A 24,649-nucleotide genomic window follows, 5' to 3' on the forward strand; every position below is an offset into this window, starting at 1 on the left:
ATATCTTAAAAACTTAAGTATAAATAAGTGAAAATCCTACTTTGACCATCACATCGGTTAATTGTATATTTTTACTGAAAAATACCGAACAGCCAAATTACAAGGTACATTGGAATTGCAACAATAATTCCTCCAGCTAGTATATAACCAATGGACTTTATGATGAATTTAATAACATCATATATAGCTCCCGCTAAGTCATCTACAAATTTCACCATTAATAAACCCTCCCGTAACTTCCTTATCTTCTAATACAATTAATCTTCGAAAATCTAACTATATATAACCAAATTAATATTTTGAAATTTCCCAATGTTTAGTTTGGGCTATGTAATACTTTTCATTAGTGAAACAAGGAGGTACAAGTCCAATGGTAAAAAAATAATATGAGAAAATCTCAAAATATTTTAATAACATTAGAATACCATGTAGATTTTCTCTTTCATAGAATGAATATATATAGAAGAGGAAAAATAACATGTTAAATAAATTAAGTGAAACTATTTATTATTTATCCAATCAAGATGATAGAGAAAGACCAACATTAGGACTGGTATGTGGTGATCAATATAGTCTAATAATAGATTATATTCTAAGGTTTACCAGCGGGCGCTTACGCTGTATATAAAAAATTGGTGTGTCGAGTGGCAAGAGACCGACAAAAAGTAACATACTCAAAAGTCGTTGGTCAGGGACGTATTGTAAAAACTTGCTTAGAAGAAGCTATTGGGTCTAAACTAACTACTTCAAATGTTCTTTGTACCGATGCTTGGCGGGCATTTTTGACTTATGCAAAAGAAAAAAGACTGGAGCATTATAGATATAAATCGGATCGTAAGAAATGTGTTCGAGGAGTTTACCATATTCAAAATGTGAATAGTTATCATAGTCATAGACTGGTTAAATCGGTATAATGGTGTGGCTACAAAGTATCTTGACCATTATTTGAGTTGGTTTCAATTTCTAGTCCAAATTAGGCATCGTAATGACGACACAACTGTAAATATGATGATTGTTGAGATCTGTCTGTTCTCTACTTATGAGACCTATGATAAACTTAGCTTATTAGATTTTCCCAAATAAACATCAAAATTAAAAGGTGGGATGAGTAAATGCTTGGATTACCAAGAGGTGAAGTTTTTTTAGTCCCTTGGTCTACTGAGTGGGCAAAAGAATTTGAAACAGAGAAGCAACAGATAGTAGGTGTTATTGGTCAATACACAGTGAAAGTACACCATATTGGCAGTACCGCAGTAAAAGGTTTAAGTGCTAAGCCAATTATTGATATTGCAATTGAAATAGATAATTTTCTTGATGGAGAAAAATGCGCAAAAGCGTTGGAAGGACTCGGTTACTCATATAGAGGAACAAATGTATTGCCTGAAAGACACTACTTAAATAAAGGCGAACCAAGAACACATCAAATCCATATGTACCAAAGAGACAATATGTATTTACTCGAACAGTTAAACTTTAGAGATTATTTGAGAATTAACAAACAAGCAAGAAGTGAGTATCAACAGCTTAAACTTAAACTATCAAGTTTAAATAAAAATGACAAACACAAATACGCAGATGAAAAAACAGATTTTGTTAAGTCAATTCTTGAAAAAATTTAGGTGAAGTTTGCCCTTTAGGTGTTCATAGAAGAGGTTTTACACAGAGGAACTCCAATTAAAGAAGTCCCTTTTCCTTGCCATAAAATCACCATTATTCTTTAACATAGCTTTAACAATAGAGCAATTACTATGTTCCACAATCGCTTCCGTTAGTGAAATAAGGATTAAATTAATTACATTATAAAAAATTACGTAATTTTTTATAATTGTTAACTGCAAGAATACCTTTCCATTGTTGTTTAGCAACAAAGAAATGCTCTGGGTCTTCCTCCCAATCCCAAGTAATATCCCAAACCCCGTCATCCTTTAATGATCTTTCTAAATATCTAATATTTTCATCAACAAGGTCTTTATATTTTTCATATAACTTGTCCTTTTTGCTATGAATTAGATCTAAAGGTAGAGCTTTATAACTCTTTCCCCATGATTCTGGATTAATATCAATTACTTTTTCAGCAAGAGAATCAACTTTCTCTTCCATTTCTTGTAATGGATTGAGTTTGTCTCCTAAAATACGGATTAAATTTTGATAGTTATTTATTTCATGAAAATCCATTCCATTAGAATTCAGTAAATGCATTTTTGCTTTTTCAACTACTTTCCAGCCTAAATTAGCCTCTTCACTGCCATCGGGTGCCCAATAAATAAGGAAAGCAGCAAGCTCAGCACTTGGATTAAACATCCAATTATCCTGAACCCCCTCTTCAAAGTGCCAATGTGGAGCATGAGGATAATTATTGTGCTCTGGGATAACTGTTTTCCATAATCCCATTTCCTCATCATATGAATTGATTAAATATTTGAGTATTAATCTAACAATTTCTTCATTTGGCTCAGCTTGAACTTCTATTAAAATTTGAGCAGCTGCCCAAGTAGCAATCGCCGATGACTGGGGTAACCATAGGTCTGATTCGAGACCATGCCCGAACCCTCCATCACTATTTTGAAATGCAGATAGATAATGTATAACCCTCTCTTTCGATCCATTCTCAAATAAGAATTCCCAGCGTGCTATTTCAAGAGGACGTGCATTTCGTTTTATCCATGATTTTGTTTTCATCTTTTTGTACTTATCCACCCTAAACATTCCTCCCATTGCTTTTAGTGGTATCCTGCTCCTTTACCAGGGGAAGGTAACTCATTATCCATTACAAGTTATGTATCTGGTAGTTTATAAACGTCAGATTCCAATTCAATCTATTTTTCTATAAACATCCATAAAATTCAACTTTAAATTATTAATTCGACTTACCCTATTTGAATCAAAACTCTTAACAAACTAATCTGCTCACGTTGCTCAAGAGTGATTGCTCTTATTCACATTCGCACCCGTTTGTTGAAAAAGAAAAAATACTTGGATACTATTTCGAAACTACATCAATTTTTTTGGCTTCACGCTGAGGAGGGTCTGAATCTTCTTGATCGCCATTCCAATAAACTATTACATGTGTCCCTACTCTAAATTCTTCATACTCACCAGGTCCAAAACCATAATAAGCTCCATCGTTTTCTTGAGCCATTTCAATTAACTCAGCAGTTGTTTTATTGGATATATCGTCCTCACTAATGTTTGGTACGACTAATATTTGGTTCCACCTACCTTGATGTTCCTTTACTTCTACAATAATACCTTCTTGTTCCAATAAAGAAGTGTCGTTACTGCTCTGCTCTTGACCGCAAGCACCCATAATACTAACAAGTAGAATTAAAAATAAATACAATACTCTTTTCAACTCTTTCACCTCCATAGTTGGTAATACAGATTCCGATTTATGTCACTCTCTTTTAATAAAGGCGATGTTTCCCTGTAAAAAGTTTCAATTTCATTTTTCACTAGCCTGCCCCAATAGTTAAAGAAGCGACAGTTTTGTTTAGCTATCGCTCACGTTAGTTCAATATCCAATATCCTTATTATTGACTTTTATTATTCTTGTTAATTTCAAGTAGTATACAAATTAACAAGCTAATTGTAACTCCAAAATATAATCCAATACTACTGATTACCGTATCTTGAAAAGAAGTCCTAACATCAGCACTATTATAAAAGACACTAATTAAGAAATTACTAGTTATTAATCCACCAATAGAACCCGCTATTACTCCAATTAAAATTCTACTTATCACTGGCATCTTCTCCTAAATTTACAGCCTTCTTTAATATTCTAATAAAGTATCCTGCTTCGTTCGTTAAATAACGTTCGTTAAATTAACCATCTTTAAAAAATTCAACAGAAAGTTCAAAATGAACAAAACCTATTGTTTAACCTTTTGACTTTTTCCAAATTCAACAAGGGATGTTAAATCCGTATTTTTAAATATTTCTATTGGTAAATGGTTTAATGTTAGTTCTATACCTTGTTGTACTTCATTAGGTAAAATACAAATCTTTTTGATTTCTTCATCATAGATAATAGTTTCCAAATCCATATTCTGACCATTTTTTTCGAGAATTTTAACTTTGTAACCTTTATATCGAATACTATCTTTACCTATTACCTTTACCATCAAAAGATCATCAATCGTCGTTTTAATAAGGATTATTTGGTCAATATAATTTACTAAGTGCATACTACACCTCATCCGAAATTACTTGATTTAAAAACATTTATGTACTATGAAGTGTTTCACATTTTATTTCGTTAAACATAATCCAACTTATATAAAATTATATGTTTTATAATCTCCAGTATCAGAAGAGAATTTTAATATGTTTCCATCAGCAGGTATCCCTTCGAAATAAGCACCTATACAACCTGTCGTACATCTGTGACCAGCTATAAGAATATTCAATTTTTTCATCCCGTTTTGATTTTCTAATTCTTTCATAAAACTAAACACTCTTTTTACAAAACTATTAGGTTCTTCTACCCCTTTATAGATAGAAGGGTCAGGAAGTGGACCAGACATCTTTACTTCGCTAATATGTAATCTGTCGGCTTCACCTAAATCAAAAACATTCAACCTATCATCCAAAACAGCTTGTTTCCCAGCAAGTATTTCCGCTGTTTTTACAGCTCGCTCTTGTGGGGAAGTAAAGACCAAATCAAAATTTATATTCTGTAACTTCTCTTTTAAAGTATTTGCTTGTTCTATCCCATACTCATTTAATGGTAAACCCATTCTTCCCTGCATTCTCCGATCTTTATTCAAATCTGTTTGTCCGTGTCTAACTACATATATCATTCTAATATCCCCCTTTCAAAAGCTAAGTAAAATGACCCCCTTGTTAAACAATCAATCATGCAACGTTAGTCCAACAACTCCCACAACTTCTTCTAAAGAATTTCAGTTCGAAGAATAGAAACCGCAAGCCATCTACCAAAATAAGATATTTTTAATATAGTAGATAGATTTTATCTTTTAACCTCTATTACAAAAACTGAATTACTAGCAGTTCTAAAGTTCCATCTTGCTGCGAGACTATAAATGTAGATTCCTTCTTCACTAGGTACTGTAATCTTATATTCTTTTAACTCTCTATCATCTTCAACAAGTTTAGCACCATACCAAGACTTTACTAAAACCTTTTTAGGTGTATCCTTATATGAAATGGAAATTTCCGCCTTAGGCTTGACGACTGTTATATCTAACATTTCATATATCTCTGGAGGTTTGTCACTTTCTGTATCGGCAGAAGTACCTGAATAACCTATCGTACTAATAGTTTCTCCTTCAACAGTAATATTTGGGCTTACCACAATATCTGAATTACACCCTACTAATAAAAACAAAGAAAATGCTAAAAAGCACAACTTCAGGTTTTCCATCATTTTTATAACCCCCTTTATTTTAACAACTACCATTAACAGTAAATTTTATTTAGGTATATATTTATTAAGACTTTTAGTTTCTTAATCTATGAGACTAAAATGAATACTGTTTGACATCATTTATTTTAATGTATGTTTTACATCACCCGGTAATCATTGAAGAAAAAAAAAAATCGATGCTATAAAAGATAGTCTTTTCTACTGAACCACTTGTACGTTTCAATAATAGTTAATCTAGCATATGAATAATTATTAAAATGTAAAGGGGGGAAATTAAAAATGAGTAGTAAGAAAGCACTCACATCGGGTCCTTTTTTTGTACCACTATCGGTTGATGGAACACGCTTTGGAGCTGTCCAATTTCTATTGATTGGTTTTAAAAATATTGCGTCCCATACTTCAACAGTACGTTTAACTGTTTATAATTGTAGGGATACAGTTCTATATCCAGCAACTCCACCAGAGGAAGAAATATATTGCAAAAAAGTCACTATTCCAGCAGGTGATTGTGCAGTTATACGACTAGATGCTGGGCCGGATACTTTCGGGGGTAATAACATGCTCCGTGTAGCAATTAAAGGTGATACCGATAAAGATGCAGAAGCAATTGTAATTGCTTTGTCAGGTAATACAGCCGATGGACGTCAAGCATTGTCAATGGTGTTCAAACATGAAGAATTTATCGAGCTCAATGAGGATTAAGTTAAATAAAGCCTTAATAAACAAATGGGAATGGTTAAGGCCTATTCCCGTTTGTTTATTAATAGTTGTTAAAACATATTTTAATAGTTTAACAGTTACTCTCTTTAATACTGTGATTTATACTTGATAGATTTTCTTCTTTAGCAATTCTCTTATTATCATCATGAATGCTCTTCATTCCTTCAAAAAAACGAAATTTAGTCCGATATTCGTTTTCTAAATCTCCATTATCATTCATTAATTGTTGTAAATAGTTTTTTGAAAAGTTAATTCTATCTAACATTTCCTGCTTTGTTTTCGTGGTCGATCCGTGACCAGGTATATGATATTTAATTTTGAATTTATTCATTATGTACGAAGCTCTTTCTATCGTATCTACATAATCCTTGTAGCTATTAAATATAAAAGGAAATTCTACATCAGATAGATAATCGCCAGATAGAAATATTCCATACGGTTCAATTACCGTAAATAAACTATCATTTGTATGTCCTGGAGCCTTATAAAAAGTTAAGGATAACTCCCCTAAATTAATATGTTGACCATTTTTAACAATTGGTATATCAACTTCTGGATAAGTAGGAACATAATCTCTTTCTATGTAGTACCCTTGGTCAAACTCAAAAATTCTTTGAACAATTTCCTCTTTATTTGGATTATTTACAAATTCCTCCGATGCAATTACTTTGGCTTCCGGAAATGCACCAGAACCAATAATATGATCAAAATCACTATGAGTGTAAATGATATAGAGATCCTTATTACCCAAATGCTTATCTATGAAAGCCCTAATTCTCTTGATTTCATCAGGGAGCCAATTAGGATCCGTCATGATAATTGCCTCATTAGACTGAATAACAGCTGTAGAAGTCATATATAATGAGCTTTGAAAAACAGTAATATTATTTTCCTGAAAGTGAAACATAAAATCCTCCTATGCTTTTTTAGTTATATTTGTACGAATTGAGTTAATTTCCGTTCCTTTATAAAGCAGCTAATATTTTTGATACACTTAATTGTCACTCGACTTCTGCATCAGCAATGGCATATCCCTTGATCAAGAATATTAGTCTAAAAGTTTTTTAAACTTGAAATTATCATATTGTGAAACAACTGTATGTCTTTGATGTAATCAAAGCCTAAATTTTCGTAAGCATTTAAACTATTGAACATTCTAACAGCTACTGCATTATATTCGGGAATAACCGTGCAGGAACATCCTGATGCTCCAAGTATTTGATAGGAACCATCCGGCAGGTCCGAACCTAGTTCGTTGTAATCAACGGATACTTCCCCATCTTTAATCCACCATAAAAACCCAAACTTCGGTAGTTGGCGACTTAAGGAAGCAGGACTTTGAACGGTAGTAGAAAGTTCAAAAATTTCTTGTGGAAGTATAGACCTACCTTCTACTATCCCTTTGTTTAAATGTAAATTTCCCCATAATGCTAATTCTCTGGCACTTACATATAGGTTTCTATCTTCGCCTATATTCGAGCCAAGCCTTAATGTAGGATAACCTTTTACCGAATCTATATCACAGACTAAACTTTGATTCCCTTCAGTAACCCATCCAGTACTTGTCCAATTCAAAGGCTTGAACACTCTATTTGAGAGGATTTCATTTACTGTTTTGCCCGTTGCTTTGTATAAAATTTTCGCTAATATTTCTGGTCTCTTTCCCTCAATAGCAGTTCCTAAATCCGCTACACGGTAAACGTTTCTATCCTCAAACTTTAGACCCGTACATCTAGTTAATAAATGTCTAATCGTTGTATCTCCAAGAATTTCTTTATTATATTCATCTAGATAGTCGCTTATTTTATCATCCAAGTTTAATAAACCTTCATGAGTAGCTATTGCAATGGTTAATCCAACATATGTAACTCTAACCGAATATACGTTGAATCTTGAATCCTTATCAATCAGTTTGGCACCTTTCTCAAAATGATGCATCCCAGAATACCATTCGTGTACAATTTTATTGTCTTTCAAAATAACTAACGCGGAACCGGATGCGTTCATATCACTTTTAATTTTTTTTGTATATAAGGTGAGATCTTTAAAAGCACCCTTGTTTAATGTTATCACAGTCATTACCATCCTTTTTTATATGCACTCTATTACTTCTTATTTCAACAAAAATAGCTACTAATCCTGCTTAGATCAGTAGCTGTCTTAGGTCAAAAGAAAAATACAACTTACATATAGTATGAAGGCACTCATATGTATGGAGTCAGTTGAGATAATATGTATTTTAAGGAGAATCCATCATTTGTCTATATGAAGTTTTTTTAATTTAACTTGGTTATTACACTAATTTCTTTAGCTTTAATATCGCTATCATTATTATTTAAGTCTACCTCTTCATCAAGTAAAATAGGTGATTCAGTTAATTCCAAATTACAGGTATAACTAATCGAACTATAGTAATTGGCTAATCATTTCCAGCTTAGCTCATCTAGCTAGAATCGTCCAACCTAACTAAAAACTCATTGATCAATTGAATGAATCGTTCTTTACTAGGTTCCCATAGTTCATGTCCAGACTCATTTAATTCCTTAATAACTACATCGGGAAGATTGCTTCTTAATTTTTCTGTCTCTACCTCTGATAATAGTGATTCTTGGGTACCACCTTTAATTACTAGTACTGGTACCTGGATTCGATTTAAATCTCTATATAGTTCAATACTTTTTGACTCTTGCTGAATACCTTCCACTACATGCTTTCTCTCTTTACTTATAAAGCTGCGACTAAGCACTCTTTCTGACCATGATTTTGGAATAGATGGATATTTAGCTGGATAATCACAAATTATTAGACCTTTTATTCCTGGTGATGTTGAAGCAAATTTGATAGCATATGGAACTCCCATAGAATATGCCATTAAACAAAAGCGATTAACTTTACTATCGTTTATTACTGTTTCTATATCTTTAACATGGTGTTCAAACGAGTATCCAGAATTAGGAGCATCACTTTTACCACGTCCTCTCAAACTTAATGAGAGACATCTTCTAGATTTGAACTCTTGCACTATTTCAATAGACTGCTCAGCGAAATTTAATGCACCTGGAATATATACCAAAGGAGTTAGTAGATTATCATTTATATCAATATCAAGATAGTGACCCCTTCCGAATTTGCGTATTTATTAGTGAAATTCATCTCAACACCCCTAGCCTATTTTATCTAAACTCACCGTGTTTTTAGCAGCTACTTTAACTAACTCCTGCCTAGTTAATTATAACTTCAATAAAAATAGCATTTCTCCTTCTTGAAGAAATGCCCATAACTATAATTAAACCCTATTATCTAATGGTTTTCTGATCTTTTCACAACAAGATCTTTGTACCCTTGAAGAGATTTCATTTTTTCTATTTTGATATCTTTATAATAGTATTCTAAAATTTCTTTATGGTTGTTCCCTATCATTGCCAAACTATTAGCCCCGTACTGACTCATTCCAACACCATGTCCGTATCCTTGGGTAGTAAATTCGATAGAATCATCAACAACTTTGAAACTAAAATCTGTTGACCTTAAGCCTAATGCCGTTCTAAACTCATCACCTGAGAATTCCTTCCCATTAATTGTGACAATCGATACTCGGTTTGTAGAAGTTCTATGAAGCTTTATATCACTTGTTAATTTAACACCAAGTTTTGACTCAAATTCACCTGAAGTGATTTTTGTCATTCCATTAAAGTCAGGGGAATTTTTATCCCATGGGCTAGGAACACTCCTTAAGTACGGAAGGGCCACTTTCCAGTAATCTTCTGAATTCTCGGTATAACCGTTACTTATTGCAAAGAAAGTAGAATCAATGAGTTCACCATTATATGTCATAATTAAACCCTCTGTTTCTTTAACTGCCTGAGTAATTTTGTTAATATATTTTGAATAATCTTCTTTCCATATCTTTTTTAACTCAGCTGAGTCTTTATAAACTTGATGTATTGTGGAATCTGTTATATCAGCACTTTTTGGTAATCCTTCTTTTTCAGTCATTAAAAATTTCAAAATATACGTTCTAGCACTAATCGCCTGTGCTTTTAATGCTTCTAATTCATAACTTGCAGGCATTTCAGAAGCAACTACACCTATTAGATATTCTTCTAAAAACATGTTTTCAATATCATTATTATTCATCCTAAAAACTGATAATGTAATATTTTCAGCATTTGTTCCGATAGGTGTAAGAGGGGACATTGTATTAGGTACATCATTTATATTTTGACTTGTTTTATTTGAACCAAAAGCAAAAACGATTACTGAAGGTACACCAAGGACTATTATCATAAGACAAATTACAATCATATAAAAAGATTTCATTAAGGGCCCCCATACATTTTTTACTAATATATATGGGCATCGGACAAGCATAAGAACACTAAATAACAAAAATTGTAATTAAACATTCAGTCTAGCTCCATATAGAACCATCAAACCTTACTAGTATTGGAATATGCGGGTTCGTTCCTATATTTCATTAATTTTTTTAGACAGTAATTCTAGTAAATCTAATGGCATAATAAAACAGCTTCGTCATAAAAAAAGAAGCTGTTATATGGATTACTTTAATACACTAATAGCAATAAAGAAATGTATTACCTCATTCAATTTTTTTAGCCATATATGGGCCGTTATCAATAAATCTATTCCGTTGATAAAAATTATACGTACTATCAAATGCATGAAAACTTTTATCTGGGAGGCAAACTTCCAACCTTTTAATAGTGGAATCGCGACAATAATTTTCCACAGCACTAATTAGGCTATTTCCTACTAAAAGACTCCTATATGAAGGTTGAACCCAAAGTTCTTGTAGTAAAGCATATGCTCCACCCTTATATATGACTTCTTGTATGGAGACGGTCGCACATCCAATAATTTCATTATCTTCTGTTTCAGCAACTAGCACTGTTCCTGGAATAACGCTATTAATGATTCTACGAAATACATTCTTAGCATTTTCAGGCAATGGAATATCATGTTTTCCCCTTAATTCTTCAACAAATAATCGAATTGCTTCAAGAACTTGAGCTTCATCATTCATGTTCGCAGTACGAACTTTCCAATCCATTTAAGTATTACCCCCTTCTCATACTATGAAGAATACTACTCACCATTTAAATATCTACTCAATAACGATAGGTTCTATTGAAACCTATTTAATAAGTTGCTTATTATACAAACTAATTGAGTGGATATTCTCTTTTAACAAGTTATCTACTATTTGTTTTATTACACATGGTTCTCTTAAATCTTGGTTTTCAAATGTTACTAGCTCATTTACATTTATCCACTTGCTGTCTGAAACTTCACCTTCTGCGAGATTTAAAGAACCTCCAGTTACCTCACCGATAAAATGAAATAAAATAACTTGATCGTTTGTATTACTGATAAAATTATATACACCAGTCGTTCCGATAAGGTTTACTTCCAAACCTGTTTCCTCTTTAACTTCCCTCCGAGCTGCATAAAGAATATCCTCTCCATATTCAATACGTCCACTCGGAAAGTTCCACTTATCAAGTGCAGTAGGTTTATTCTCTTTTATAATTAATACTTTATCATCAGAAAAAATTGATACACTTGCTACTAGTACAATTCCATCTTGAGACATTCAATTTCCCTCAATTCAATTAAAAAATTATATAATTTAACATCAGGGCTTTTTCATTCACTACCCCACTTCGTTACTACAATCTATAATTAGATATAATCTCTAAAAAAGTAATCCCATCCCACCTAAACCCATTATGTTCAACATTACATTAGTTTTTTTATGTAGGGTATCTTTCTCCACACAAAATGACTGAAAAAGAAGCTAAGAATGATCCCCAAAAATCCAGTTAGTAAGAATTTAATTAGTACCGGCACTGGCAGGTTTGACAAACTATATTGGAGAAATACAACTACAGGAACATGAATAAAATAAACGACAAAAACATTATTCGCTAGAATCTTAGCTAAACGATTTGTTCCGTTCACTTTTTCTCTAAATAAGATTAGTAGTCCAACGACAAGCGAAAAACATAGTAATGTCTCAATAAATGACCGAGACAGCGAACCTACATTTGCTCCACCGTTCAAAAGAAATGGATACATTGCTTCTCCTCCAAAATACAAAACTGCCGTCAACACAACTCCTATAGAAAGGCAGATGTACCCAAATCTTGCATTTAAATTTAATAGCCATGCCCGACGATATGCAATAATTCCTAATGCGAAAAAACTTACATATTGAGGAACATGTGCAAATTCTGTTTGGATAAAACCTAACACCCCAGTCCAGTAATCAATTGGATACCAAATCCTAATAATAAAAGTAGCTAATGATACTCCTAGTATAAAAAGAAGAATTTGAAAACCTTTAATATTTTTATAAGTTTGTTTTTCTATATTTTTAGGAAAGAAGTATGCCCAAACTGCAAAAACAAACGCATAAACGAGTAGATGCTCTAAAAACCACAAATGGCCAAATTGCATATCAGGCCATGCGGGTCCAGTCCAATCTGTTGGTTTATCTGCTAACCCAAAAAATATATTTACATAGTAAGAAAAAAACGAGATTGTTTCATATCCTCTAAAATTAATATAATATAAATACATTAAAATGGGGATCATCACTACAAAGCCGATTAACAATGGAACGCCAATTCTTATAAACCTTTCTTTTAAAAAGGTTTTCGACCCTTTTCTATCGATAGACTGAGGAAGAAAATAGGCTGACAAAAAGAAAAATAAACTCATAAAAAACGCAGCATTTACTGCAAAAAATCTACCTAGCCAATTTAAAACTTCTCCTTCTTGAAAATACCACCATCCCCCTGGGCCATATGCCTGGCCAGCATGGTGAACAACGACAAGCATGATTAAAGCAATTTTTAAATTATCAATAAAAACCAAATGATTAACCTTTTGTTTCATGGTAAGATCTCTCCCGCTATATTTTATTCAAATATCACTAGCTGGATATCAGTATATTCTGAAAATTTACGATAAGAAATAACCTCCAAATTATGATTTATAAATTACTTTAAGAAGCTTTCCAGGGAACAAGAGCACAACACTGGTGTTTTCTTGTGGAATAATGGAACACTCTTTACATATGAATCTGACGAGATATAGTATATGAAGCAAAGGCTTATAGAATCGGGTAAAGCTCTAGTAGGTTTAACCGTTAGTTTCTTTTATACTAAAATCCCCATCCATTTTATTCCTTCTCCTTTGCAGACTATAAAATCATTTCTAATTTCACATCGCCTGTTCTTCTTTTCAAACTATCCTCAATAACTTCAACAAAATTAACGATAATCCTTCTATGATTATCGCTCCAGTTAGTTTAGTAAGCCTCAATTTTTTCACTTAACTACAAATAATAGAAAATTAAAAAAGAGCTGCCGCAACAGCTCAGAGATTTATTTCAAATACTATTTAACATTTTCAAAACTGGAATCCAAATTTCGCACTTTACGGAAGGTGAAGTTAAATCTTTACTTTTAATCGACAAGATTTCAGGTCCTTCTTTTACTTGATAGTTGGAAGACGGGAACCACTCGGAATAAATCCTTCCCCAAGTTTCCTGTAGAGTATTAGGAAATGGCCCTGTTGATTCAAATATTGCCCACGTTAAGGCGGGAACTTCAAGCTTTGAAAAATATTTAGGCTTCTCTCGTGTTGTAGCCACTCCTATATACTGATCAAGATATCCTTTTTCTTCCATACGTCCTTCTGAAAAGTTTGTAGAAGCTTGAATTATTCCTTTCGGATCTATATTAGAGAGTTTTTGTAATTCTTCTATTCTTTCCATGGTCAAGGATTGCCACATCGCTGCTATTTCTGGATTTTCTCCTTCAAAAACAATAGGAACTCGTTTCATAATACCAACGATGTTAAATCCTTCTTTTTGTTCTATTCGGTAGTTCATTTCATTTCCTCCTCTAATTGATAATTGGAAGGTCATGAGAGGATATGCTTTTAATTGCTGACCATTGTTCCTTGCTTCTGTTGGTGTAACACCATGCAAATTAAAAAAGGCTCTAGTAAATGAGTCGGGTGAATTATATCCATACTTCGTCGCAACATCGATTACCTTTACATTACTATTATGAAGCTCAAACGCAGCTAAACTAAGTCGTCTACGGCGTATATATTCTGATAACGATATACCTGCAAGGAAAGAAAACATTCTTTTAAAATGATATTCAGAACAAAGAGCTAACCTAGCTACTACTTTAAAGTCTATTTCACTAGTAAGGTTTTCCTCGATATACTTCATTGCAGTATTCATGTTTTTTAGCAAATCCATTTATATGACCTCCTTTCATCAATAGAATAACAGGAGTTTAATCTTGCCATCCGACATTTTGTGCACCAGTTTGTATGATTAATTCTTTATTTCATTATACTGCCCTTTACTTCAACAAAAATAGCCACTAACCCTGTTTAGACCAGTAGCTATCTTCATCTTTGTGCACGGTTTCTTACAAGAACCAATCGCCCTGAGCAATTTTTTCTACCTTTCCTCCTACATTTACTCTGATTTCACCGTTAACTTCACTTACCCTTAAAAACAATAAAGATGGTCTTTTAATTTCATATCCTTGTTCCACACGAATATTAATTTCACTTTTATCAAAATATCGATAGTTAACTATGTAAGCTGCTAAACATCCATTAGAGCTTCCAGTGGCAGCATCTTCTGGAATACCATAATAATCTGCAAAGTCTCGAACATTCAAATCATTCTCGGCATTATATGTTTCAGGAGAGAAGACCATAATTGCTTTTGCATCAGTAAGTTCAATTAACTCAAAATATTTTTCTTTATTGATCCTAACTTTTTTAGTTGCTTCTAAAGATTTTAGAGGGACAATTATAACCGGGAGTCCTGTTGAAACCTCCTGGATAGGAAATCTATTATCTATGTACTCTTTATCTATATTTAAAACATCAGAAACCTTATAAAGATCTAAAACACGTCCAAATGTTGGTTTATTTTGTTTCATCCAAAAGATTTCATCTTGATCGAACGTTACAGGGGTCTGTCCAGCTTTAAAATTTAAAATAAGTTTCTCTTTTGGTTCTTCCTCTATTTCATTTTGAATGATATAGGCAGTTCCTAAAGCTGGGTGTCCAGCAAAAGGAATCTCTTCATTAGGTGTAAAAATACGAACATCATATCCATCATTTTTGGGGGTATTTGATAAAATAAAAGTAGTCTCCGAAAAATTAATTTCCTTCGCTATTTGTTGCATTTGATTATCAGACAGGTTTTCAGCATTCTTAAACACAGCTAGTTGATTTCCCGTATATTTCCCTTGTGAAAAAACATCCACAATTGAATAATTAATTTTCTCCATTATTTCTTTCCTCCGACTGGGCAGTAACTTTAATCGCTAAGTTTTTCAATACACTAGCTCACAATTAATCGTCTTGCAGGTAATCTAATAGTTTTATAAAACTTTATCCCTAATCTTATTTTTTAGTTTTGAAATATTTAAATACTCCAGTAAGCGTCAGTAATAACATTATTCCTTTGGATAAAGATTCTGATATGTTTCTACTGTATACTTAATTAAATCCTTTAAAACATTAGTATCGATATCAGCTAGTTTATTAACATAAATACAAGCCTTACTCTTCGTATGTTTACCAAAGCCTTCTAATAACTTTTCTCTTTCCTCTCCTTCATAGGCCAAATAAAGACTAATTTTTGCCTTTCTTGGTGAAAAACCGACTAAAGGGGCATCCCCTTCACGTCCTGACGCGTATTTATAGTGATAGCTACCAAAACCTATAATACTAGAACCCCACATTTTCGCTTCATAACCCGTTACCTCTTCAAAAATCTCTAATAACTTATAGGCATCTGCCTTCTTCTTCTCATTTTCCACACGTTCAATGAATTCAATTACACTATTGTCGTTTTCTTTCATTTTCGGTTCAGACATATATACGCTCTCCTTATCTCTGAGTTAATACTTGTTTCATTATTGTCAATGGTATTTCATTATAGATACAAGCCCTCTTCTTGAGGGGATTTTTTAAAGTCTCAAGTTTATTGACTATGTAATATATATTTGCTTACTTACAACATTTATTAGTTAAGAATGTCTTGCAATGCCTTTTCAAGTGTTTCAAAAGTAAATGTGTAACCTTCACGTTCTAACCGTTCCGGAAGAACCCACCGACTTTTTAACACTAATTCTGTTTCTGTTTTGATCAACAGTGAGCCAATCTCCAAGATCCATTTGGGCGAAGGTAATCCGACTGGAACATTCATCGTTTTTCTAAGTTCTTTCATTAATTCACGATTACTAACAGGTTGTGGTGAAGAGCAATTAAACACACCCGTTAGCTCTTCTTTCTCTTTCAAAAAGAGTACGATTTTGAATAAATCTTCAATATGTATCCAACTAAACATTTGGTTTCCTGTTCCCTGAAAACCTCCAAGTCCAAACTTCACTAAATTTTGATAAGGAGTCATTACTCCGCCGCCCTTGCCTAATACAATAGCAATGCGTAATGCTATTTGCCTTGTATTTGGTAAATCAAAGGAAAAGAAGGTTTGCTCCCAGTTTGTTGCAACATCAACTGAGAAACCAGTTCCAATCTCTCCTGTATCTTCCGTCATTGGACGATCTTCTGCATGGCGATAAATGGTTGCTGTACTTGAATTCATCCAAATTTCAGGTGGATTTTCACATGCCTGTATAGCCTCTCCAAGCAATGTAGTTGTCCTAATCCTAGAATTCATAATTTCATTCTTATTAGTCTCATTGTATCGACAATTCACAGATTTCCCCGCAAGATTGATTAAAAGTTCAGCATCCTCTAATGCCTCTTTAATGCCGTCTTTATCTTCCCAAGAAATATGTTGCATTTGCCTTGATATTATTTTCACCTCATATCCTAACTCCTTGAATTTTTCCTTAAAGTATTCACCGATAAAGCCTGTTCCTCCAGCTAAAACTATTTTTTTCATATAAAAACTCCAATCTATTTTGGATCCTTAATTCAGCTTTTTTCATCCACTAATAAAATGTAACAAAGTCCATGTTGTACTTTTTTATAACGTTTGAAACAGGACGTAATTCACTCTCACTTACCTGCCTAAAAATTTTTCTTTTCCTCATTCATTTTCCATAAAGTTTTGCTTCTCTAAGTAGTTTAAAACTGTCTGGGAGAACTCCTGATGAGACTCTTTCGTATATTTTGCAATCGTATAAATTTGGGCAAGATTTTTTAAACCTAGGCGTTCTGTCATTTCCTTCAGCTTAGGAACGTCCATGTAACGCTGCCAACCTTTTTCATCTCTCTCTTTATAGATTTCTACAATATCCTCATCCGAATAATCATGATACTGGTCATAGTGAACTAGTCCATGTCTCGGCAGACGATCACGAGGCGCTGGATTTTCAGCAGGATAACCTAACGAAAAACCTACTACTGGCACAACATTTGCTGGTAAGTTTAATAGTTTCCCAATTTGATCGCAGTTTGCTAAGGTAGAGCCCATATAGCAAATGCCTAGTCCCGCATTTTCTGCAGCTAATGCAACATTTTGAGAAGCAAGAGTTGCATCGATAGCCCCAATCATAAAGCTCATAAAGTTATCAAACTGAACAGGTGCATCATTCAGTTTCAACCATTTTCTCATCCGGTTAAAATCAGCACAAAAAGTTATGAGTACTGGGGCGTCAACTACCATCGATTGCTCCATATGTGCGCTGTACAGTTTTTCCTTAAGCTCTTTATCTGTTGTCACAATAATTGAGTACGTTTGCATATTACCACTCGATGAGGCGCGAATGCCCGAATCTAATATTTGGTTAAGTAGTTCTTGGCTTACTTCTTTATCCTCGTATTGTCGTATTGATTTGTGCCCATGTATTACATCATTTAGTTCCAATTGTAACAACTCCTTTTTTTATACCTGATTCATTCATTTATAAATAGCTAGTAATCTCTTCGTAAGTGGTTCGTAATTAATATCCAATCTTACTTCCTACCGTTTATATTATAAACTATTACTCCTAATATTCAGAAATTTAATGTTAAAATAATGGAAAATTGCATGTGAAGGTACTATCATGGAAGATTTTTTTCGGAATTTGCCTACTTTTGAAACTGATAGATTACTATTACGTAAGATTCAATAAGAGAATGTTCTAGACATTTTTCCAGTAGGATTATCATCCAAATATGGAGTTTACAAAAAAGCTTGAACATATATTAATGGAATTATATATATATTTATTTCTTTATTTCATCATTAATGAAGCAGGAGTAACAATAGATTTGTAGAAAATACAAATGAGGAATAATTATCAAAATACTTAAAAAATAGGAGGGAATCATGAGTAGAATAGTGCATTTTGAAATTCACGTTGATAATATGGACCGGGCGAAAACGTTTTATGGGGAAGTATTTGGATGGACATTTGAAGATTGGAGCGAATATGCTGGAATGCCGTATTTCGGGGCAGTAACTGGCAGTGAAGAATGGCCAGGAATTAACGGTGCGTTAATGCAACGTCAGAGTCCTCCCCCAGAACAAAACCAACCTCTTAACGGTTATGCATGTACCATAGGAGTAGACGATTACGACGCAATTGAAGCAAAAATTCTTGATAAAGGTGGCATTGTAGCGTTACCGAAATACGCGCTACCTGGCATGGCGTGGCAAGGTTACTATAAGGATACAGAAGGAAATATCTTTGGTATTCATCAGCCGGATGAATACGCAAAATAGAATACTTTCTGGATCTGGAAAAGGCACTAATATTGTGCCTTTTCTACATTTTTGATGAACGATGTGCATCTTCTCAATATAATTGGATTCTGCCTAAGTAGTCTTTGTTGCAAAGTCTTCTTGTTATAGCACTAGCAGTCTGCTATTATATGGATTTCCTTGCTTCTTGTTCGACCCTCTGCATAAATTCTTGTACGACGGAAGGGTTATTTTTCTGTCCGCTAAGCTTTAACATCGCTCTACCAACAAAATTAACTCCTTTATTTTGGCCCTCATATATAAACTTCGTGTGGGTATCGTCTAGCTTAACTAGTGTAAATGTGAGAGTAATTTCAAATGCTTTTCCTAAAACAAATGAGATTTTTTTCATTTTCCTATTCTCACTATTTTCATACGCTAATGTTTCGACTATGTACGTTTCGACACGTTTTCCTTCGCGATATTTTTGCTGGTGCTTTGCTCCTACTTCCCCCTCCTTCTTCTCCACTAATTGATGCTCTTCTACTTTGGGCATAATTCTTTTTATATTTTTATCGGCGAAAAGATCCCACACTTTTTCTATATTCGTTGAAATCACTATTTCTTCTTTCCATTGCATGATTCGCTTTCCTCCTTCCCAGATGCAAGAAAGTCATTGATTTCTTCAACACTCTGATGAAGTTCTTCAATTTGCATCTTTATCTTTTCTTTCTTTTCTATTAGCAACTCTTCCAAATGAGAGAAGGATTCATCTTCCATTACAGTAATCATTTCTTGTACGGTAAAACCAAATCCCCTTAATTTACTTAATAATATGGCAAGAAAATAACTTCCATCATCGTAATAACGATATTTATTACTAGGGTCAATATAAGCTGGTTCCAATAATTTCACCTCTGCATAATATCGTAACGTTTCTTTACTTAACCCTGTTAATTCGGAAAACTCACTTACTTTATACATTCCTATCCTCCCTCGGATATATAATAAACTGTGTTGTGCACCACATAGTCAATCTTTTTTTAGGAAGATATTTCAAAAAGTGATAAAAACTCCAGCTACTTTTTTAGTTAGTTTTTATAACAGCATCTTTTATATCATTTTGATACCTTTCTGGATAAGAGCTAATATAAATTTTCCCATAACTATCTCTTTCAATATTCCAATATTGGTTTTATGATGCTAGTATTATCCGTTTCAATTGAATCACCATTATAAAATTATGCGAACATTATACCGAACAATTACCTACTAATATAATGGTTTTATAGTTTCCAATTACATAAAAAATAGCGCCAATTTCTCTTTAATATCGGCACTTTACTATATGTTTAGCGTTAAGCTCTTGGAGATTGAAACATGTCATACTTACGTGGTTATATCGTTTTTAACGCTTGCTTTTTTGAAAATTTGTCATTTGGTTGTAATTTATAATATTTTTGTTGACACAAGCAATAGGATGGTCGTCCACACAATTATTGGTAATAATAGTCCTAACAAGTGTTAACGTATTCCTTTCTCAGATTATAAGATAGACATATTCCAATAATCTTCAGCCTCGTATAGATGTTCCAACACTTCATTTGCAACCTCTTCATAAATGTTTTTAGATTCATATTCAACATCGTATCTAAACCATTGACCCTTCGTTTCTTTCAACCTGAACTTATTATGTAAGTCATGTGCTGTTACTTTATTGGGTAGCACTTTCTCCCCCCATGAATGAGTAATTCCTTCAGATGGACATACCCCCACTTCAATTACAAAACCTCCTCCATACCTGTCAAACTGGAAAGTCATCAAGTCTATTTTGTCCTTGCTAATTCTACGAAAATGGGGGAAAGAACCTTTAAATCCTCTTATTCTAAGTTCAGGGATAACTATCTTCTTCAATTCGGTAATCATTTTATTTCTCTCCAATGACATTCTACCACCTACTATTAATTTAACTTGACTATTTAAGCTAAACTACTCTGTTAATATCACTAATAGCAAATTTCCCCTTTACAGAAGCATTCCCACTAAGTGAATAATTGCTTAATACTATTTGTGTCCTTAATAATTTCTGTCTTGTTTTTATGCATGCTATATTTTTTGAAAAAATTAACTTTCCCCACGTCTTCAAAATATCGGTTCCACTTAAACATTTTGAAAAATATTTTTAAGGTTGGTTTGTAGTTTGATTTCTCTAATCGTGTAAACGAGCACATTGTTTCAGCACCTCTTTTTCAAATTAATTCAGAACATAATCTGAGATAATGTGCTCGTTTTTCCATTATATTTCGGAATGTGCAAAATCTTATTCATTTTATTTCAGATTTTATTGATAAAGAAAAGACCCTAAAACGGGTCCTCGACTTCCAAATAATTTTGTGGATTCACTTGTACCTTATATATATGTTGAACATGTAATACAAACATTACTTCTCCCTCTAAGGTGACAAACCAATCAAAGTCCTTCTCAAGGTATGCTTGAAAATATTGATTTTGAACGAGTAACTCAAAAGAATCACCTTGCTGTAACCAATAGGCTTTATGTTCAATCCACAATCTCCATTCCTGTACCTCATGATCATAGATTAGTATCCCTTTTTTCATCATAAGCCACTATCCTCAATTGCCAGACGTACAACTTCTTCATCTACTTGTTCTTTTTTTAGTTGTGACCCGAATAATAAGCTATTTATCGATAATGAATTAATTACTCGTGGCCACCCCTGTGAACGGGAAGCGATAGCCTCAATGGCTTCGTCCGTGAAAATCGGCATTTTCGCTCCTGCTAACTTCATATGGTGTTGAATATACTCTCTTACTTCTTCTTTTGATAAAGGCTGTATCTCGTATTTCATAATCATTCGTTGTGCTAGAGGTCGATGATGATTAAGGGCGATTCGTGTTTTTAAGTGTGGCAGTCCAGCTAAAACTAGAATATAAGGATTCGTTGAATCCATCTGGAAGTTAAAGAGAATCGCTAAATCTTGTAGAAAGGCATCTTTCGCCATATGCATTTCATCTAATATAAAGACGGGAGTGATTTTACGCTCTTGAGCCATTCGTTCAATACCTTGTTGTATTTGCCTAAATAAATCCACCTTACGAAACTTTGGTTCTTCTCCTAAGCCATAAACTAAGCCTCGATAAAAATCCATTACTCCCCCTGTAGAGAGTGGAAAATAGACTACATGATATAACGAGGGATTTAAAGATTCTTTAAAGGTGCGCAATGTAAAAGTTTTTCCTGCACCTGGATCTCCAATGAGAATACCCATTCCTTTTGACTTTTTAAGATAATCTAGGGCCCCTATGGCACCTTGATAGTCTGTGGAAGCGAAGGCATCTGTTGAACGTAATTCCTTTGAAAAGGGAGCTTGGGATAAGGAATAAAAAGACTTATACATCTATGACTTCCCCCTTTCCTGCTGATAACGTAAAAGGAGACCGAACCCGTTTGACATGGGCATTATCACTCATAGATACTGGTATAGCTTCAGCTACCTTTTTATCATCTTCAAAAATAAATATTCCTTTTTCATCGAATCGGACATCAATTGATTGACCAATGAAACGAGGAGGTACTTCATAAAGTTGTTTATTTAATGTAATGGTACTATCTGCTTTTACTTTTCGATGTTCCCGTTTCAAAAAGATGGAGTCCAAAATAGACGTGTTGTCTAGGAATTTCACATTTTCTAATTGAGATTGATAGACTTCATGTGGCGTTTTTCCATCCAGGGAAGCGTGAACTCTTCGGTGATAATCTACCTCTAACCATCTCCAAAACCTTTCATTCAGTTCTTCTAAGGAATGAACTGGCTTTGCCTGAAGTAGGGGATAAAACCTTGTTTGAATCGTTTTGAAAAGCCTTTCTATTTTTCCTTTCGCCCTAGGATCGTACGGTTGCGTATGGGCTAACGTAATTCCTAATTGTGCACACGCATATTGAAGTGTTTCCGAACGATAAATTTTCCCGTTATCCGCATAAATGATGGTGGGGTTTCCTCTCCTGAGGAGTGCCTCTTTTGTCACGACTCTTAACCCATCAAACTTTTCTGACGAGAAAAATTGACCGTGGGGAACGAGGCGTGAACAGTCATCTATATAGGCAATGAGAAATGTCTTTTTCTTCTTGCCATCTATTGGTATATAGGGGCCATGAGACAAATCTGCCTGCCACAAAACATTGACTCGTTCATGGGCAAACCTTTTCCGTTCAGGAGTAGCCAAAATATTTTTCCCTACTAAGTTGTGTTTTTTCAGTAATCGGTTTATAGTAGAGTAAGATATTTGATTTTTGTTGATTTCTCCTAGCTCGATGAGATGTTCGTAGAAAACACTCACTGGCATATGGAGAAATTTTTTTCGTATTTCAAGAATTTGATCTTGATCATCAGGAGATAATCTTCTAGAATTCCCCTGGTCTGCCCGTTTCTTTGGCTTTAATGCCTCGAACCCATGTCGGCGATAATGAAGCAGCCACTCTTTTATTGTTTTTTCTGCCACTTTCCTTTCCCCATAATAAGGAATGGAATGAAGCTTACCCTCCAAGCCTTTAAAATATTCCTTCGGATCAACTTGTTCATTAAATAATGGGGAAATCAACCCATATCGAAATAAGGCCACCTGTTCACGTTCTTTTTCATTCATGGAATCTTCCTCCTTTTTATAGAAGGACGACCGGTCATCCATGATTCTTATTCTACTTTTTTCGATATTTTCTGACTATGAAAAAGGTATGTGGGATAAACAATATTTTCTAAATCACTCAAATATGATAGAATTAATTTGCCATAAAGTATGTTGATAAATGACCTTGTGACCTTCGCAAGAAAGGTGATTCGCCAAAATCAGAGATCATTTTCATATATTTTGTGGCTTCTTTTATAATGTTTCCTGACATTGCGCTAACCAGCCCGATATCGATAAAGAAGCTATGTATCCAATTTATCCCCTTAAGATAACGCTTGTAGTAAAAACTTACTAGTTGACGACTGCCCTTTGCTTTTTTCTTTTGAAGCACATGTTTTACCCTATCTAAAACCGTATGAACAGTATGTTGAAAATATGGTAGGAGAAAGTCTGGTAGAATAGAAATATTCACTTTACATTGTAAACATTTAATGCGACAAATAGGGATTCGTAATGTAACATCGTCGGTTATCCCATAACGCCAATAATATCCGTTACGATGAAGATTTCCATGTGCAGGGCAATGGCAATTTGAGCATTCATCCAATAAAGGAAACTCGTTCTCTATCCCTCTTTCACCATATTCCACTAATCCAATGCCAAAATCATAAGAAATGATCATAAAAAAACCTCCCCTTGTAATATGCAAAAAATTTAGCACATTATTTTAGAGAAGTATAGATGTTACTCCGGAGAAATTTGCAAAATTTAGTTGTATATTGGAGGAGAAAAAGTGACTGTTTACACTAATCGAAGTTTTTGTTTGAGAAACCTCTTTATTATCCGATAGGTTCTTAATGAGTATTTTGTATCTAAAAAAATAATCAAATCTGCACTTTGAAAACAGTTGCTTACCCAATCCTCATTGTGAACCCCTTCTATTATCCAACTTTCTGATTGTATTATTCTATTTAAATACTCTTCTCTTTCTTGTTCAGTTCTTCTAATATCGCCAGACTCTTTCCTAATCCAAACTACATTATCTAATTCATAATATGGTATATCTAACTTTAAAGATAATTCTTTTGCTAAAGTTGTTTTACCACTTCCAACAGAGCCAATAATGTGTATCCTTTTCGGAATAATTTTGTTCATAATACCACCTAATTCATAATAATTTTACT

29 protein-coding genes and 2 pseudogenes are annotated in these 24,649 nt (G+C 33.6%); 4 read left to right on the top strand and 27 right to left on the bottom strand.

The window, feature by feature from the left end:
* Positions 1-71 precede the first annotated feature (71 nt).
* The gene (locus tag O1A01_RS14520; RefSeq protein ID WP_169714884.1) at positions 72-218 is read right to left on the bottom strand and encodes a hypothetical protein; all 147 of its coding nucleotides are present in this window, start codon (positions 216-218) and stop codon (positions 72-74) included.
* 405 nt (positions 219-623) lie between these two features.
* On the opposite strand from O1A01_RS14520, the pseudogene O1A01_RS14525 reads away from it, so the two are divergent.
* Positions 624-1,083 (top strand): annotated as a pseudogene (locus tag O1A01_RS14525) (IS1595 family transposase); the annotation flags it as partial.
* A 29-nt stretch (positions 1,084-1,112) separates the two neighbouring features.
* A complete protein-coding gene (locus tag O1A01_RS14530; protein WP_066411042.1) occupies positions 1,113-1,619 on the top strand; it encodes a GrpB family protein in 507 nt (168 codons plus the stop codon).
* 178 nt (positions 1,620-1,797) lie between these two features.
* On the opposite strand, the gene O1A01_RS14535 is transcribed toward O1A01_RS14530, so the two are convergent.
* From O1A01_RS14535 to O1A01_RS14560, 6 genes are all read right to left on the bottom strand, one after another.
* Positions 1,798-2,706 (bottom strand): hypothetical protein, encoded by a 909-nt coding sequence (locus O1A01_RS14535; protein WP_443081813.1) that lies wholly within the window; start codon positions 2,704-2,706, stop codon positions 1,798-1,800.
* A gap of 274 nt (positions 2,707-2,980) precedes the next feature.
* Entirely contained in the window at positions 2,981-3,352 is a 372-nt protein-coding gene (locus tag O1A01_RS14540; RefSeq protein ID WP_066411044.1) for a DUF3221 domain-containing protein, read from the bottom strand.
* 178 nt (positions 3,353-3,530) lie between these two features.
* A complete protein-coding gene (locus O1A01_RS14545) occupies positions 3,531-3,749 on the bottom strand; it encodes a hypothetical protein (RefSeq protein WP_157076570.1) in 219 nt (72 codons plus the stop codon).
* A gap of 123 nt (positions 3,750-3,872) precedes the next feature.
* Complete coding sequence (locus O1A01_RS14550; RefSeq protein ID WP_270064399.1) at positions 3,873-4,187, bottom strand: hypothetical protein; 315 nt, start codon at positions 4,185-4,187, stop codon at positions 3,873-3,875.
* Positions 4,188-4,274: 87 nt separating this feature from the next.
* Positions 4,275-4,802 (bottom strand): histidine phosphatase family protein, encoded by a 528-nt coding sequence (locus O1A01_RS14555; protein ID WP_270064400.1) that lies wholly within the window; start codon positions 4,800-4,802, stop codon positions 4,275-4,277.
* Between the two features lie 170 nt (positions 4,803-4,972).
* Positions 4,973-5,389, bottom strand: coding sequence for a hypothetical protein (locus O1A01_RS14560; protein ID WP_270064401.1), 417 nt, complete (start codon positions 5,387-5,389; stop codon positions 4,973-4,975).
* A gap of 279 nt (positions 5,390-5,668) precedes the next feature.
* On the opposite strand from O1A01_RS14560, the gene O1A01_RS14565 reads away from it, so the two are divergent.
* The gene (locus O1A01_RS14565) at positions 5,669-6,091 is read left to right on the top strand and encodes a hypothetical protein (RefSeq protein ID WP_066411052.1); all 423 of its coding nucleotides are present in this window, start codon (positions 5,669-5,671) and stop codon (positions 6,089-6,091) included.
* 88 nt (positions 6,092-6,179) lie between these two features.
* On the opposite strand, the gene O1A01_RS14570 is transcribed toward O1A01_RS14565, so the two are convergent.
* The 12 genes from O1A01_RS14570 to O1A01_RS14625 all read right to left on the bottom strand — a co-directional run bounded on the left by O1A01_RS14570 (position 6,180) and on the right by O1A01_RS14625 (position 18,017).
* The gene (locus tag O1A01_RS14570; protein WP_270064402.1) at positions 6,180-7,016 is read right to left on the bottom strand and encodes an MBL fold metallo-hydrolase; all 837 of its coding nucleotides are present in this window, start codon (positions 7,014-7,016) and stop codon (positions 6,180-6,182) included.
* Between the two features lie 146 nt (positions 7,017-7,162).
* On the bottom strand, positions 7,163-8,182 hold the full coding sequence (locus O1A01_RS14575; RefSeq protein WP_235858031.1) for a serine hydrolase domain-containing protein: 1,020 nt from the start codon (positions 8,180-8,182) through the stop codon (positions 7,163-7,165).
* Positions 8,183-8,552: 370 nt separating this feature from the next.
* Positions 8,553-9,131 (bottom strand): alpha/beta fold hydrolase, encoded by a 579-nt coding sequence (locus tag O1A01_RS14580; RefSeq protein ID WP_270064403.1) that lies wholly within the window; start codon positions 9,129-9,131, stop codon positions 8,553-8,555.
* 278 nt (positions 9,132-9,409) lie between these two features.
* The gene (gene spoIID, locus O1A01_RS14585) at positions 9,410-10,429 is read right to left on the bottom strand and encodes a stage II sporulation protein D (RefSeq protein ID WP_270064404.1); all 1,020 of its coding nucleotides are present in this window, start codon (positions 10,427-10,429) and stop codon (positions 9,410-9,412) included.
* Positions 10,430-10,709: 280 nt separating this feature from the next.
* The gene (locus O1A01_RS14590) at positions 10,710-11,180 is read right to left on the bottom strand and encodes a GNAT family N-acetyltransferase (protein ID WP_066411058.1); all 471 of its coding nucleotides are present in this window, start codon (positions 11,178-11,180) and stop codon (positions 10,710-10,712) included.
* An 84-nt stretch (positions 11,181-11,264) separates the two neighbouring features.
* Entirely contained in the window at positions 11,265-11,723 is a 459-nt protein-coding gene (locus O1A01_RS14595; RefSeq protein ID WP_270064405.1) for an NUDIX hydrolase, read from the bottom strand.
* Positions 11,724-11,869: 146 nt separating this feature from the next.
* A complete protein-coding gene (locus O1A01_RS14600) occupies positions 11,870-13,030 on the bottom strand; it encodes an acyltransferase family protein (protein ID WP_270064406.1) in 1,161 nt (386 codons plus the stop codon).
* A 496-nt stretch (positions 13,031-13,526) separates the two neighbouring features.
* Positions 13,527-14,411, bottom strand: coding sequence for an AraC family transcriptional regulator (locus tag O1A01_RS14605; protein ID WP_270064407.1), 885 nt, complete (start codon positions 14,409-14,411; stop codon positions 13,527-13,529).
* Positions 14,412-14,586: 175 nt separating this feature from the next.
* Complete coding sequence (locus tag O1A01_RS14610) at positions 14,587-15,465, bottom strand: PhzF family phenazine biosynthesis protein (protein WP_270064408.1); 879 nt, start codon at positions 15,463-15,465, stop codon at positions 14,587-14,589.
* Positions 15,466-15,633: 168 nt separating this feature from the next.
* Entirely contained in the window at positions 15,634-16,056 is a 423-nt protein-coding gene (locus tag O1A01_RS14615; RefSeq protein WP_066411068.1) for a DUF1801 domain-containing protein, read from the bottom strand.
* Between the two features lie 149 nt (positions 16,057-16,205).
* Complete coding sequence (locus O1A01_RS14620; protein ID WP_270064409.1) at positions 16,206-17,090, bottom strand: TIGR01777 family oxidoreductase; 885 nt, start codon at positions 17,088-17,090, stop codon at positions 16,206-16,208.
* Positions 17,091-17,237: 147 nt separating this feature from the next.
* On the bottom strand, positions 17,238-18,017 hold the full coding sequence (locus O1A01_RS14625; protein WP_066411070.1) for a nitroreductase family protein: 780 nt from the start codon (positions 18,015-18,017) through the stop codon (positions 17,238-17,240).
* 447 nt (positions 18,018-18,464) lie between these two features.
* Between O1A01_RS14625 and O1A01_RS14630 the strand changes: the two genes are divergently transcribed.
* Complete coding sequence (locus O1A01_RS14630; RefSeq protein WP_066411071.1) at positions 18,465-18,860, top strand: VOC family protein; 396 nt, start codon at positions 18,465-18,467, stop codon at positions 18,858-18,860.
* A gap of 145 nt (positions 18,861-19,005) precedes the next feature.
* Here the strand turns inward: O1A01_RS14630 and O1A01_RS14635 are convergent, their stop codons facing one another.
* The 8 genes and pseudogenes from O1A01_RS14635 to O1A01_RS14675 all read right to left on the bottom strand — a co-directional run.
* A complete protein-coding gene (locus tag O1A01_RS14635; RefSeq protein ID WP_333482912.1) occupies positions 19,006-19,458 on the bottom strand; it encodes an SRPBCC family protein in 453 nt (150 codons plus the stop codon).
* Positions 19,437-19,802 (bottom strand): MerR family transcriptional regulator, encoded by a 366-nt coding sequence (locus O1A01_RS14640; RefSeq protein WP_066411074.1) that lies wholly within the window; start codon positions 19,800-19,802, stop codon positions 19,437-19,439. The genes O1A01_RS14635 and O1A01_RS14640 overlap by 22 nt, the downstream gene beginning before the upstream one ends.
* A 561-nt stretch (positions 19,803-20,363) precedes the next feature.
* A complete protein-coding gene (locus tag O1A01_RS14645; protein ID WP_270064410.1) occupies positions 20,364-20,759 on the bottom strand; it encodes a DUF4304 domain-containing protein in 396 nt (131 codons plus the stop codon).
* Positions 20,760-21,179: 420 nt separating this feature from the next.
* Positions 21,180-21,440 carry a DUF5348 domain-containing protein gene (locus O1A01_RS14655; RefSeq protein WP_270064411.1) on the bottom strand — a complete coding sequence of 87 codons (261 nt, stop codon included), beginning with the start codon at positions 21,438-21,440 and terminating at the stop codon, positions 21,180-21,182.
* Entirely contained in the window at positions 21,437-22,237 is an 801-nt protein-coding gene (locus O1A01_RS14660; protein ID WP_270064412.1) for an ExeA family protein, read from the bottom strand. Before O1A01_RS14660 ends, O1A01_RS14655 begins: the two co-directional genes overlap by 4 nt.
* Positions 22,230-23,483 carry a DDE-type integrase/transposase/recombinase gene (locus tag O1A01_RS14665; protein ID WP_270064413.1) on the bottom strand — a complete coding sequence of 418 codons (1,254 nt, stop codon included), beginning with the start codon at positions 23,481-23,483 and terminating at the stop codon, positions 22,230-22,232. The genes O1A01_RS14660 and O1A01_RS14665 overlap by 8 nt, the downstream gene beginning before the upstream one ends.
* Positions 23,484-23,616: 133 nt before the next feature.
* On the bottom strand, positions 23,617-24,147 hold the full coding sequence (locus O1A01_RS14670; protein WP_270064414.1) for a transposase: 531 nt from the start codon (positions 24,145-24,147) through the stop codon (positions 23,617-23,619).
* A gap of 125 nt (positions 24,148-24,272) precedes the next feature.
* Positions 24,273-24,620 (bottom strand): annotated as a pseudogene (locus O1A01_RS14675) (DNA topology modulation protein FlaR); the annotation flags it as partial.
* Between the last annotated feature and the right edge of the window lie 29 nt (positions 24,621-24,649).

Origin of the sequence: Sutcliffiella sp. NC1, from assembly GCF_027594365.1 — a bacterium.
In the GTDB taxonomy this organism is placed as follows: Bacteria; Bacillota; Bacilli; order Bacillales; family Bacillaceae_I; genus Sutcliffiella; species Sutcliffiella cohnii.